This window comes from Micromonospora sp. NPDC050417, from assembly GCF_044458865.1.
Taxonomy (GTDB): domain Bacteria; phylum Actinomycetota; class Actinomycetes; order Mycobacteriales; family Micromonosporaceae; genus Micromonospora_G.
Map to the genome: position 1 here is coordinate 191,512 of NZ_JBITIH010000011.1, position 12,432 is coordinate 203,943.

Genomic DNA, 12,432 nt, shown 5'->3' on the forward strand with positions numbered 1-12,432 from the left:
GTCCCGGCCCTGCCCGAGGCGCCGGTCAGCGAAGGTGTGAGGCGCCGTTGAGGTCGAGGATCGCGCCGCTGGCCCAGACCGCCTCCGGTGCGGCGAGCCAGGCGACCGCGGCGGCGACCTCGGCCGGCTCGGCGACCCGGTTGAACGGGCTCTGCGCCCGGATGGCGTCGCCGTCCGGGCCGTCGAGCATGGGCGTGACCATTTCGGTACGGACGAAACCCGGCGCGACCGCCGCGACGGCGATGCCGTGCGGGGCGAGGTCGACGGCGAGGGACTGGGTCAACGAGTGCAGCGCGGCCTTGCTGGCGCCGTACGCGGGCGCGTGTGGCTCGCCCCGGAACGCGCCCCGGGAGCCGATGTTGACGATCCGTCCGCCCGCCGGACCTTCGGGGCGGCCGAGCAGGTGGTGCACCAGGCACCAGGTGACGTTCGCGGCGCCGTGCAGGTTGACGTCGAGGATCTCCCGCCAGTTCGCCTGCCAGTCGGCGTACGAGGTGGTGGTGACGGGGAGTTCGACGTACCGGCCGGCGTTGTTGACCAGCAGGTCCACTCCGCCGAGCGCCTCGACCGCGGCGGCGACCACCGACTGCGCCTCGGCCGGGTCGGCCAGGTCACCGGTGACGATGGCGTGCCCGTCGCCGGGGAGCGATTCGAGGACGGACCGGGTCGACGTGGTCTCCGCCCGGCAGTGCACGGCGACGGTGTAGCCGGCTCGTGCGAGTGTGGTGGCGACGGCGGCCCCGACGCCGCGTGATCCGCCGGTGACGAGTGCCCGCTGCCGAATTCCCATCGGCGCAACGTCGCACAGATCTCGACAAAGATCAACCTGCCATGGGGGCGTCCGGTGAAGCATGATGGACGGAGGACGCCGCCTCGTCGGCACGACCCCGACCGCCTCGGGGGGAACGAATGCCCACGGCACATCCGGACATTGTTTCGGTGTGCGGCAGGGACCCCAGGCCAGCCGGCCGGTGCCGGCTCGCGCGGCGGGCAAAACGAGCCAGTATTGCATACGATATTCAGGCTACAGTATTGTAAACACGGTAGCGGTGGGCGATGTGGAGGTGGGATGGCAGTGGACAGTCCTGATACCTCGGTCAGGGACCGGGTGCGTGCGCTGGTCGCCGCACACCGAGGCGATCGAGGGGCACTATTGCCGATCCTGCACCGCATCCAGGAGGAGTTCGGCTGGGTCGACCAGGAGGTCGTGCCGGTGCTGGCGGCGGAGCTGAACCTCTCCCGCGCCGACGTCCACGGCGTGATCACCTTCTACTCGGACTTCCGCTCCGAGCCCGCCGGCCGCACCACCATCAAGCTCTGTCGCGCCGAAGCCTGCCAGTCGGTCGGCGCCGAACAGGTCGTCGCGCACGCCGAACAGGTGCTCGGCATCAAGGTCGGACAGACCACATCAGACGGATCGGTCACCCTGGAACAGGTGTTCTGCCTGGGCAACTGCGCCCTCGGCCCGGCCGCCCAGGTCAACGGCCGGGTCCTCGGACGGGTCGACGCGACTCGGCTGGACGCCATCCTGGTCACGGAAACGGTGAACTCATGACGACCCCGGTCACGATCTACGTACCCCGCGACTCGGCGGCCCTCTCCGTCGGCGCCGACCTGGTCGCCGCCACGATCGAACACGAGGCGGCGGTCGCCGGCCGACCGGTCCGACTGGTCCGCAACGGATCACGGGGCATGCTCTGGCTGGAGACCCTGGTCGAGGTCGAAACCGAACGCGGCCGAATCGGCTACGGGCCGGTCGGACCGGACGACGTCCCCGGACTCGTCGCCGAGGGACTGCTCGACGGCGCCGACCACGACCTCTGCCAGGGCGTGGTCGAGGACCTGCCGTGGCTACGGGACCAGACCCGGCTCTGCTTCGCCCGCGTCGGAATCACCGACCCCCTCTCCCCGCAGGACTACGTCGCGCACGGCGGCCTGGCCGGACTCCGACGGGCCCTGAGCCTGTCCCCGGCCGAGGTGGTCGCCGAGGTCACCGAATCCGGGCTGCGCGGACGCGGGGGCGCTGGCTTCCCCGCCGGCATCAAGTGGAAGACCGTGCTCGACACCCCCGGGCCGCTCAAGTTCATCTGCTGCAACGCCGACGAGGGCGACAGCGGAACGTTCGCCGACCGGATGCTGATGGAGGGCGACCCGTTCACCCTGATCGAGGGCATGACCATCGCCGCACACGCGGTCGGGGCCAGCGAGGGCTACATCTACGTCCGCTCCGAATACCCCGACGCCGTACGCACGTTGCGGCAGGCGATCGAGGTCGCCCGTACCGAGGGTTGGCTGGGCGAGCACGTGCTCGGCTCGGAACTCCGCTTCGACCTCTTCGTACGGGTCGGTGCGGGCGCGTACATCTGCGGTGAGGAAACCGCGATGCTGGAAAGCCTGGAGGGCAAGCGCGGCATGGTCCGCGCCAAACCCCCGATCCCGGCGATCACCGGGCTCTTCGGCAAGCCGACGGTGGTGAACAACGTCCTCACGCTCGGCTCGGTCCCGGCCATCCTGGCCGACGGAGCCGCCGCGTACCGGGACCTCGGCGTCGAGCGCTCCCGCGGCACCCAGGTATTCCAGCTCGCCGGCAACATCGCCCGGGGCGGGGTCTTCGAGACCGCCTTCGGCATCACCCTGAGTGACCTGATCTACCAGTACGGCGGTGGCACCCGCTCCGGACGCCCGGTCCGCGCGGTCCAGGTCGGCGGCCCGCTCGGGCAGTACCTACCCGCGTCCAACCTGGACCTGCCGATGGACTACGAGGCGTTCGCCGCGGCGGACGCGATGCTCGGCCACGGCGGCATCGTGGTCTTCGACGAGACCGTGGACATGGCGTCGATGGCTCGCTTCGCGATGGAGTTCTGCGCCGAGGAGTCCTGCGGCAAGTGCACCCCCTGCCGGGTCGGTGCCGTACGCGGCGTGGAAGTGATCGACCGGATCGTGGCGGGTGAGGACCCGGACGGGAACCTGGCCCTGCTGGGTGACCTCTGCGAGCTGATGACCGAGGGATCCCTGTGCGCCATGGGTGGGCTGACGCCGAATCCCGTACGCAGCGCGCTGCTGCACTTCCCCGACGACTTCACCGCCCGCTACGAGGAGGCCAAACGACCATGAGCCTGTTGAAGGAACACGACCTCGGCACCCCGGCCAAGCCCGGGCCGGCGACGGTGTCGATCGAGGTGGACGGCATGCCGGTCACGGTGGCCGAGGGCACGTCGGTGATGCGCGCGGCGGCCATGAGCGGGGTCGACATCCCGAAGCTCTGCGCCACCGACAGTCTGGAGGCGTTCGGCTCCTGTCGGCTCTGTCTGGTGGAGATCGACGGTCGGCGCGGCACCCCCGCCTCCTGCACCACCCCGGTCGCCCCCGGGATGAAGGTACGCACCCAGACCCCGAAGCTGGAGAAGCTCCGCCAGGGCGTGATGGAGCTGTACATCTCCGACCACCCGCTGGACTGCCTCACCTGCTCCGCGAACGGCGACTGCGAGTTGCAGGACATGTCCGGGGCGGTCGGGCTGCGCCAGGTCCGCTACGGCTACGAGGGCGCCAACCACCTCGACGCGCCCAAGGACACCAGCAACCCGTACTTCGACTTCGAGTCCTCCAAGTGCATCGCCTGCTCCCGCTGCGTACGCGCCTGCGGCGAGATCCAGGGAACCTTCGCGCTGACCATCGAGGGGCGCGGGTTCGGCTCCAAGGTGAGCGCTGGCGCCGGCGAACTCTTCATGGACTCCGAGTGCGTCTCCTGCGGCGCCTGCGTGCAGGCCTGCCCGACCGCCACCCTCCAGGAGAAGTCGGTGGTACAGCTCGGCATGCCGAGCCGCAGCGTCGTCACCACCTGCGCGTACTGCGGGGTGGGCTGCTCGTTCAAGGCCGAGCTGCGCGGCGACGAACTGGTCCGGATGGTGCCGTACAAGCACGGCGGCGCCAACGAGGGCCACTCCTGCGTCAAGGGCCGGTTCGCCTTCGGCTACGCCACCCACCCCGACCGGCAGCTCTCACCGATGGTCCGAGACAAGATCACCGACGAGTGGCAGAAGGTCGACTGGGACACCGCGATCAACTACGTCGCCACCCGGATGCTCGACATCCAGACCAAGCACGGCGTCGGCGCCATCGGCGGCATCACCTCTTCGCGTACCACGAACGAAGAGGTGTACGTGGTGCAGAAGATGATCCGCGCCGCGTTCGGCAACAACAACGTCGACACCTGTGCCCGGGTCTGCCACTCCCCCACCGGGTACGGGCTGAAGCAGACCTTCGGCACCTCGGCCGGCACCCAGGACTTCCGCTCCGTCGCCCAGGCGGACGTGATCCTGGTGATCGGCGCGAACCCGACCGACGGGCACCCGGTCTTCGCCTCCCGGATGAAGCGCCGGCTGCGCGAGGGCGCGAAGCTCGTCGTGATCGACCCCCGCCGGATCGACCTGGTCCGCTCCCCGCACATCGAGGCCACCCACCACCTTCAGCTCGCCCCCGGCACCAACGTCGCCGTGGTCAACGCGCTGGCCCACGTGGTGCTCACCGAGGGCCTCTACGACCGGGCCTTCGTCGACGAGCGGTGCGAGGACTTCGACGGCTGGGCCGAGTTCATCTCCCGGCCCGAGAACAGCCCGGAGGCGGTCGAGGAGATCACCGGCGTGCCGGCCGAGGAGCTACGGGCCGCGGCGAGGCTCTACGCCACCGGCGGCAACGCCGCGATCTACTACGGCCTCGGCGTCACCGAACACAGCCAGGGTTCGACCATGGTGATGGGGATGGCGAACCTCGCCATGGTGACCGGCAACATCGGTCGCGAGGGTGTCGGCGTGAACCCCCTGCGCGGCCAGAACAACGTGCAGGGCTCCTGCGACATGGGCTCGTTCCCGCACGAACTGCCGGGCTACCGGCACGTCTCGGACGACGCCGTACGGACGGTGTTCGAGAACATGTGGGGTCGGCCGCTCCTGTCCGAGCCGGGGCTGCGCATCCCCAACATGTTCGACGCCGCGGTCGAGGGAACCTTCCGGGCGATCTTTGTGCAGGGTGAGGACATCGCCCAGTCCGACCCGAACACCAAGCACGTCTTCGCCGCACTCGGCGCGATGGAACTGGTCGTGGTCCAGGACCTCTTCCTCAACGAGACGGCGAAGTTCGCGCACGTCTTCCTGCCCGGCACCTCCTTCCTGGAGAAGGACGGCACCTTCACCAACGCCGAACGCCGGATCAACCGGGTACGGCCCGTGATGGCACCGAAGACCGGCAAGCACGAGTGGCAGATCGTCTGCGAGATCGCGGAGGCGATGGGCTACCCGATGAACTACCAGCACCCGCGCGAGATCATGGACGAGATCGCCGCGCTCACCCCCACCTTCTCCGGCGTCTCGTTCGAGAAACTGGACAAGCTCGGCAGTGTGCAGTGGCCCTGCAACGAGGCCGCCCCCGAGGGCACGCCCACGATGCACGTGGACGGCTTCGTACGCGGCAAGGGGCGGTTCGTGCAGACCCCGTTCGTACCGACGAAGGAACGCAGCACCCGCAAGTACCCGCTGATCCTGACCACCGGCCGGATCCTGAGCCAGTACAACGTCGGGGCGCAGACCCGGCGTACGGCGAACGTGGCGTGGCACCCCGAGGACGTACTCGAACTCCACCCGCACGACGCGGAGGTGCGCGGCATCAGCGACGGTGACGAGGTGACCCTGGCCAGCCGGGTCGGCGCCACCTCGCTGCGCGCGGTCCTCTCCGACCGGATGCCGGTCGGTGTCGTCTACACCACCTTCCACCACCCGGTGACCGGCGCGAACGTGGTCACCACCGAGAACTCCGACTGGGCCACGAACTGCCCGGAGTACAAGGTCACCGCGGTCCAGGTCGGGCTGAAGCACCCCAAGCCCGCCGCCCAGGCCGCGCAGGACGAACTGCTCGTCCCGGCGCTGGCGGACTGACATGGCCCATCAGGTCACCTCGCCCTCGGTGCGGCTCGCCAACGAGATCGCAGCGCACTTCCACCACGAGACACCGGAGAAGGCGGCGGCCCAGATCGCCGAGCACATCCGCCTCTTCTGGGATCCGCGGATGCGGGCGGAGCTGGATCGTCGGGTCGAGTCCGAACCCGACGAACTGGACCCGCTGGCGCTGGCGGCGGCCCGGTTGCTCGCGGAGAAGTAGTTCCACCGGCATAACCCGATACGGAAGGCGCGCGAACCTCAGGTCCCGGTTCGCGCGCCTTTCGGCGCATCGGCGACCGCCCACGCACCGGTCGGCCCGACGAGCCCGGCGGGTCCGCCGCGCGGCGGACGTCAACGTGGGGCGCTCCCCCTACGCTCGACGCAGACGTTCCGGGCCGCCCGGCCCGGGACCACGCCAGCAGAGGGAGACCGCATGCTCCGCGTCGCGTCCGTGAGCCGGACGTTCGGCGACCGCCGGGTGTTGCACGACATCTCGTTCGCCATCGAGGCAGGCCGGATGACCGGTTTCGTCGGGGCCAACGGTGCCGGCAAGACCACCTCGATGCGCATCATCCTCGGCGTCCTCGCCGCGGACTCGGGTGAGGTCACCTGGGACGGCGCACCGCTGACCAGGACAAAACGCCGCAGTTTCGGGTACATGCCCGAGGAACGTGGCCTGTACCCGAAGATGAAGGTCCGCGAGCAGCTCGTCTACCTGGGCCGGCTGCACGGGATGAGCGCCCCGGCGGCCCGGCGCAGCAGCGACGAGCTGCTGGAGCAGGTGGGGCTGACCGAGCGGGCCGGGGACGCCCTGGACACGCTGTCGCTCGGCAACCAGCAGCGGGCGCAGATCGCCGCGGCACTGGTCCACGACCCGGTCATGCTCGTCCTCGACGAGCCCTTCTCCGGGCTCGACCCGATCGCGGTCGACGTGATCGTCCGGGTGCTGCGGGACCGGGCCGCACGTGGCGTACCGGTCCTCTTCTCCAGCCACCAACTCGACGTGGTCGAACGGCTCTGCGACGACCTCGTAATCATCGCGGACGGCACCATCCGGGCCGCCGGCAGCCGCGACGAACTCCGCCGCGAGCACGCGTCGCCCCGCTACGAACTCGTCGTCGACACCGACGCCGGATGGGTACGGGACCTGCCCGGCGTCACCATCGTCGACCTCGACGGGGCGCGGGCGGTCATCGACATCCACTCGCCCAGCGACGACCAGGAGGTGCTGCGACGGGCTCTGGAACGGGAGCCGGTCCGCGCCTTCCGCCCGATCGTTCCGTCGCTCGCCGAAATCTTCCGGGAGATCGCACAATGACGCTGACCAACCAGACCCGGCCGGTCGACACCTCGACCACCGGCACCGAGACGCCCCGCGCCACCACGACGTTCTGGCAGGCCGTCGGCCTGGTCGCCGGCCGTGAGATCGGCACCAAGCTGCGGGACAAGGCATTCCTGTTCAGCACGGTCTTCTTCCTCCTCACCACCATCGCCGCGACCGTGCTGCCGGCGTTGCTCTCGGGCGGGCCGTCGAGCGTCGCCGTGGTCGGGAGTCAGGCCGCCGAGGCGCTCGACCGGGCCGGGCTGGAGGTGCGTACGGTCGCCGACGAACAGGAGGCCCGGGAGCTGGTGCTGGCCGACGAGGTCGACGCGGCCGTGGTCGCCGACGCCACCGGGGTCCGGGTGCTGGCACTCGACGATGCTCCGGGCGACGTGGTCCGGGCGCTGAGCAGCGCTCCCCCGGTGCAACTGCTCGATCCGGACGCGGCGGACCCGGTGGTACGCACCCTGATCCCGCTCGCGTTCGGCATGATCTTCTTCTTCACCTCGATCACCTTCGGGGTCCAGATCGCGCAGAGCGTCACCGAGGAGAAGCAGACCCGGATCGTCGAGATCCTCGTCGCCACCGTGCCCGTACGCGCACTGCTGGCCGGCAAGGTGGTCGCCGCCAGCACCCTGGCGATCGCGCAGATTGTCCTGATCGCGATCGCCGCCGTGGTCGGCATGGCGGTCACCGACAGTGGCACCATGATGAGCCAACTCGCCCCGGCGATCGGCTGGTTCATCCCGTTCTTCGTGGTCGGCTTCGTCCTGCTGGCCGCCATCTGGGCGGTGACCGGAGCCCTGGTCAGCCGCCAGGAGGACATCGGCTCCGTGTCGATGCCGGTCCAACTGCTGGTCCTGGTGCCGTTCTTCGCGGTCGTCTTCGGCAACGACAACAGCACCCTGATGACCGTGCTGTCGTACGTGCCGTTCTCGGCACCCACCGCCATGCCGGTACGGCTCTTCCTCGGCGAGGCGGCGCCCTGGGAGCCGCTGCTGGCGCTGGTGGTCCTGCTCGCCGGTGCGGTGGCCGTACTCCTGCTCGCCGCCCGCCTCTACGAGGGTTCGCTGCTGCGCACCAACGGGCGGACCACCCTCGCGGCGGCCTGGCGCGACCGGGGCTGAACCGCCGACCCGGCCCCGGTCGGCCGACCGGCCGTGCTCGCCCCGGTCAGCCGACCGGGGCGAGAGTCGCCGGCGACTCCGCCTCGGGGACCAGCAGCCGGGGCGAGCCCGACCCGTCGGCCGGCACGGACCAGATGTCCGGCCGGCCGTCGGCCTGCCGCAGGGTGTAGGCGACGGTGGCGTCGTCGAGCCACGCGGCCTGGTCGTCCACGCTGTTCGTCTCGGCCAGCGGCCTGGTCGCCATGGTGGCCAGGTCGAGCACGCTCAGCCGCCACCCCTTGGTCGGATCGCCCCCGATCGCCTGCTTGAACGCGATCCGGGTGCCGTCCGGGGAGAGCGACGGGCACTCGACGTTCCCGGTCAGGGTGCGCACGATACGCGCCGCGAAGTCGCCCTGGACCAGGTAACGCTGCCCACCGGTCGACATGGTCGCGTAGAAGAGGTTGTCGTCACCGGCGAAGGTGACGCCCCAGAAGTTGGCGTCGACCGACCGGTACGGCTGACCCTCCCGGACCACGGCGAACTCCTCCAGCGAGTTGACCAGCGTCCCCGCGCGGGTGTCCAGGATCCCGGTGCGGGTGGAGAACCCACCGCTGTTGTACGAGTCGCCGCCGACGAACGTCGTCCACGCCACCATCCGCCCGCTCGCCGACACCCGGGCCCGGTTCGGCAGCCCGGGAATCGGGATCGACCGCGTTTCGGCCAGCCGTTCGTCCAGCACCACCAGCCGGTACGCCCACTGGGAATCGGGACGGAGGCAGACTCCGGTGCCGGCGGCCGCGTACGCCCGGACACACTCGACGTCGGAGATGGAGCGCGCACCGGACGGGTCGGCGGCGGCGACGACGGCCAGGTGCCGGTCGGTGACGGTCAACAGCCGTGGCCCCGGTGTCAGGGTCAACCGCTCGCCGTGAGCCGAGGCGCGTACCGCCTGGTCGGCGTCGTCCCGGCCGGCGGCGAACCGAATGTAGCCGACCGCGACCCCGGCGAGGAGCACCGCGCTGACCGCGGCGACCACCACCCGGCCCCGGGAGGTCAACCCGTTCACGAGGTCACCCGCCGGCGGCTCAGGGCCGGCTCGGTGGCGAGCAGGAGGAGGGTGGCCACCACCGCCACCGCCACGCACGCCGCCGCCAGCCGGCTCGCCACCGCCGGCCCCCACTGCTGCCAGGCAAAACCGAAGAGAACCGACGAGACCAGGTACGCCAGCGCCTGCCCGGTCTGGATCAGGGCGATCCCGGTGGCCCGTAGCCGTTCCGGCAGCACCGGGCCGGCGAGCGCCATCAGGATGCCGTCGGTGGCGGCGTAGAAGAGCCCGTACAGGGCGAGCGCCAGCCCGAGCAGCGGCCAGCCGCCGACCGGCCCGAAGAGCAGCAGGTACGTCACCGTCAGCGCGACGTAGCCGCCGACCATCACGGTCAGCCGGCCGAACCGGTCGGCGAGCATGCCCAACGGCGCCGCCAGCAGCAGGTAACCCAGGCTGGTGCCGACCGCCAGCAGCGGAAACCAGACCACGCTCAGTTCCTCCCGGCGTTGCAGGAGCAGATAGACGAAGCCGTCACCTATGGTGGCGAGCCCGAGCAGGCCGGCGGCGACGGTGAGCCGGCGGACCGGCCGGGCGCGCAGCAGGGTCAACGCCTCGCGCACACTGACCGGTTCGCGACGCGGCACCGGCAGGGGGCACTCCGGTGCCGACCCGGGATGGTCGCGTACGAAGAGGACCAGCACCACCACGGCGAGCGTGGCCAGACAGAAGCTGGCGACGAAGACCGCGTCGTACGACTGCCCGGCGGCGGCCAGCACCGCGAGCGCGACCAGCGGTCCGAGGAAGGCGCCGACCGCGTCCATGGTCCGGTGCACGCCGAACGCCCGCCCCAGCGCCTCCGGTGGGCTGGATGCGGTGATCAGGGCGTCCCGGGGAGCGGTGCGGATTCCCTTGCCCATCCGGTCGACCGCGATCACGAACCCGATCGCCGCCATCGACCGGCCGGCGACCAGCAGGCCCAGCTTCGCCACGGCGGAGAGCGCGTATCCGATGCCGGCCATCAGCTTGCGTGCCCGGACCCGGTCGGCGAGGTAGCCGCCGACGATGCGCAGTACCGCCGTCGCGCCGGTGTAGATGCCGTCGACCATGCCGTACGCGAGCGGGCTGAGTTGCAGTCCCAGCACCAGGTAGAGCGGGAGTACGGCGCTGACCATCTCGGCGGAGACGTCGGTGATCAGGCTGACCGTGCCGAGGGCGACGACGTTGCCGCTCACCAGGGCGAGACGCCGACGCCGCTGGCGGCCGGACCGGTCCGTGCCGGCGGATGGCGGGTCGTCCGTGGTCTTGGGGCGGCCGATGGTCGACAGGTACAAGCGCCTCGCACCTCCTCCGGTCGTGGTCGCGGCTCGCGACACCGGTGCACCACTGTCTATGTGCGGGACCGGTCGGACAACCCAGGACGGGCGCCGGGAAGGTATGCGTTCAGTGAACAATCCGTATCATCCCGGGCCTTGTGCACTGTGCACCTGAAAGTTCACCCGGAGACGGGTACCCCGTTCCATTCAATTTCCTAGATTCCGACCGCCGTACCCCCACTTCGTTCGAAGGGAACATTGAATGGGTACCCGCCACATTCGACTGGGACTGACCGCCGGTACAGCGGTGGTCCTGGTCGCGGCCACCGCCACGGCCGTCCTCACGGCGACCGGCCCGGCCTCGGCCGCCACGTCCACGTTCACCCCGGTCGCCGACACCTACGTACAGAACGACGCGGCCTCGACCAACTACGGCACGTCGAACCAGATCACGGTCGACAACTCGCCCGTACGCCGGATGTTCCTCCGCTTCACCGTCACCGGCGTCAGCGGCACGGTGACCAGTGCGAGGCTGCGGCTGCGTACGATCAGCGGCAACGACGGCAGCAACAACGGCGGGGCGTTCAAGGTGGTCTCCAGCAACACCTGGTCGGAGACCGGTACGACCTGGAACAACCAGCCGGCCATCGACGGCGCGTCACTGGGCTCGATCGGCTCCGTCAGCGCCAACGGCTGGTACGAGGTCAACGTGACCGCGGCGGTGCAGGGGAACGGAACCTTCAGCTTCGGGGCCTCCTCCACCAGCACCGACGGCGCCTACTACGACAGTCGGGAGAGCGGTGCCGACGCACCCCAGTTGGTGATCACGACCGGCACCTCGACCCCGTCGCCGACCCCGACCACGGCCCCTCCCTCGGGGGACCCGGTCCTGGTGGGGGCGGGCGACATCGCCACCTCAGGCTCCGGCGACAGCGCCACCGCGGCGCTGCTGGACAACATCTCCGGAACGGTCTTCACCACCGGTGACAACGTCTACAGCAACGGCACCGCCTCGGAGTTCAACAGCTACTACCAGCCGACCTGGGGCCGGCACAAGGCGCGTACGAAGCCGTCGCCGGGCAACCACGACTACAACACCTCCGGTGCCTCCGGCTACTACAACTACTTCGGATCCGTCGCCGGCCCGTCCGGGCAGGGTTACTACTCGTACAACCTCGGCAACTGGCACATCGTGTCGCTGAACTCGAACATCAGCATGTCGGCCGGGTCGGCCCAGGAAACGTGGCTGCGCAACGACCTCGCCGCCAACCCGAAGTCGTGCACGTTGGCGTACTGGCACCACCCGCTCTTCACCTCGGGTGCCAACCACGCGCCGTCCACCTCGACCCGTCCCCTCTACCAGGCGCTGTACGACCACAACGCCGACGTGGTCGTCTTCGGCCACAACCACCAGTACGAGCGGTTCGCCCCGCAGAACCCGACCGGGGGCCGGGACACCGCTCGTGGCCTGCGCTCGTTCGTGGCCGGCATGGGTGGTGCCGACCACTACAGCTTCGGCACGATCCAGGCCAACAGCGAGGCTCGCAACAGCGACACGTTCGGCGTACTGAAGTTCACCCTGCACGCCAACAGCTACGACTGGCAGTTCGTGCCCGAGGCGGGCAAGACCTACAACGACAGCGGCACCACCGCCTGTCACTGACCCTCGTCCGCTGTGGGCGGTGCGACCGGTTCAGCGGGATCGCACCGCCCA

General features: G+C 70.1%; 10 protein-coding genes. 7 read left to right on the plus strand and 3 right to left on the minus strand.

Annotation, left to right across the window (positions count from 1 at the left end):
• Positions 1-25: 25 nt before the first annotated feature.
• Positions 26-790: an SDR family NAD(P)-dependent oxidoreductase gene (locus ACIBF5_RS16730; RefSeq protein ID WP_396812423.1), complete on the minus strand. Its 765-nt coding sequence runs from the start codon at positions 788-790 to the stop codon at positions 26-28.
• A 285-nt stretch (positions 791-1,075) separates the two neighbouring features.
• Here ACIBF5_RS16730 and ACIBF5_RS16735 point away from each other — a divergent pair, with 285 nt between their 5' ends.
• From ACIBF5_RS16735 to ACIBF5_RS16760, 6 genes are all read left to right on the plus strand, one after another.
• On the plus strand, positions 1,076-1,555 hold the full coding sequence (locus ACIBF5_RS16735; RefSeq protein ID WP_396812425.1) for a formate dehydrogenase subunit gamma: 480 nt from the start codon (positions 1,076-1,078) through the stop codon (positions 1,553-1,555).
• A complete protein-coding gene (locus ACIBF5_RS16740) occupies positions 1,552-3,114 on the plus strand; it encodes a formate dehydrogenase beta subunit (protein ID WP_396812427.1) in 1,563 nt (520 codons plus the stop codon). The genes ACIBF5_RS16735 and ACIBF5_RS16740 overlap by 4 nt, the downstream gene beginning before the upstream one ends.
• Complete coding sequence (gene fdhF, locus ACIBF5_RS16745) at positions 3,111-5,927, plus strand: formate dehydrogenase subunit alpha (RefSeq protein WP_396812428.1); 2,817 nt, start codon at positions 3,111-3,113, stop codon at positions 5,925-5,927. Before ACIBF5_RS16740 ends, fdhF begins: the two co-directional genes overlap by 4 nt.
• Before the next feature lies 1 nt (position 5,928).
• Entirely contained in the window at positions 5,929-6,150 is a 222-nt protein-coding gene (locus ACIBF5_RS16750; RefSeq protein ID WP_121158821.1) for a formate dehydrogenase subunit delta, read from the plus strand.
• 213 nt (positions 6,151-6,363) lie between these two features.
• The gene (locus ACIBF5_RS16755; protein ID WP_396812430.1) at positions 6,364-7,248 is read left to right on the plus strand and encodes an ABC transporter ATP-binding protein; all 885 of its coding nucleotides are present in this window, start codon (positions 6,364-6,366) and stop codon (positions 7,246-7,248) included.
• Positions 7,245-8,378 carry an ABC transporter permease gene (locus tag ACIBF5_RS16760; protein ID WP_396812432.1) on the plus strand — a complete coding sequence of 378 codons (1,134 nt, stop codon included), beginning with the start codon at positions 7,245-7,247 and terminating at the stop codon, positions 8,376-8,378. Before ACIBF5_RS16755 ends, ACIBF5_RS16760 begins: the two co-directional genes overlap by 4 nt.
• A gap of 46 nt (positions 8,379-8,424) precedes the next feature.
• Here the strand turns inward: ACIBF5_RS16760 and ACIBF5_RS16765 are convergent, their stop codons facing one another.
• Positions 8,425-9,426 carry a TolB family protein gene (locus ACIBF5_RS16765; protein ID WP_396812433.1) on the minus strand — a complete coding sequence of 334 codons (1,002 nt, stop codon included), beginning with the start codon at positions 9,424-9,426 and terminating at the stop codon, positions 8,425-8,427.
• Entirely contained in the window at positions 9,423-10,736 is a 1,314-nt protein-coding gene (locus ACIBF5_RS16770) for an MFS transporter (protein ID WP_396812435.1), read from the minus strand. The genes ACIBF5_RS16765 and ACIBF5_RS16770 overlap by 4 nt, the downstream gene beginning before the upstream one ends.
• Positions 10,737-10,980: 244 nt before the next feature.
• Between ACIBF5_RS16770 and ACIBF5_RS16775 the strand changes: the two genes are divergently transcribed.
• Positions 10,981-12,381 carry a DNRLRE domain-containing protein gene (locus ACIBF5_RS16775; RefSeq protein ID WP_396812437.1) on the plus strand — a complete coding sequence of 467 codons (1,401 nt, stop codon included), beginning with the start codon at positions 10,981-10,983 and terminating at the stop codon, positions 12,379-12,381.
• The last annotated feature ends 51 nt before the right edge of the window (positions 12,382-12,432 follow it).

What these genes read in the sequence shown, in the direction of transcription:
- ACIBF5_RS16730 (WP_396812423.1), bottom strand. Translation starts at nt 790, where the DNA reads ATGGGAATTCGGCAGCGGGCACTCGTCACCGGCGGATCACGCGGCGTC.
- ACIBF5_RS16750 (WP_121158821.1), top strand. Translation starts at nt 5,929, where the DNA reads ATGGCCCATCAGGTCACCTCGCCCTCGGTGCGGCTCGCCAACGAGATC.
- ACIBF5_RS16755 (WP_396812430.1), top strand. Translation starts at nt 6,364, where the DNA reads ATGCTCCGCGTCGCGTCCGTGAGCCGGACGTTCGGCGACCGCCGGGTG.
- ACIBF5_RS16775 (WP_396812437.1), top strand. Translation starts at nt 10,981, where the DNA reads ATGGGTACCCGCCACATTCGACTGGGACTGACCGCCGGTACAGCGGTG.
- ACIBF5_RS16760 (WP_396812432.1), top strand. Translation starts at nt 7,245, where the DNA reads ATGACGCTGACCAACCAGACCCGGCCGGTCGACACCTCGACCACCGGC.
- ACIBF5_RS16740 (WP_396812427.1), top strand. Translation starts at nt 1,552, where the DNA reads ATGACGACCCCGGTCACGATCTACGTACCCCGCGACTCGGCGGCCCTC.
- fdhF (WP_396812428.1), top strand. Translation starts at nt 3,111, where the DNA reads ATGAGCCTGTTGAAGGAACACGACCTCGGCACCCCGGCCAAGCCCGGG.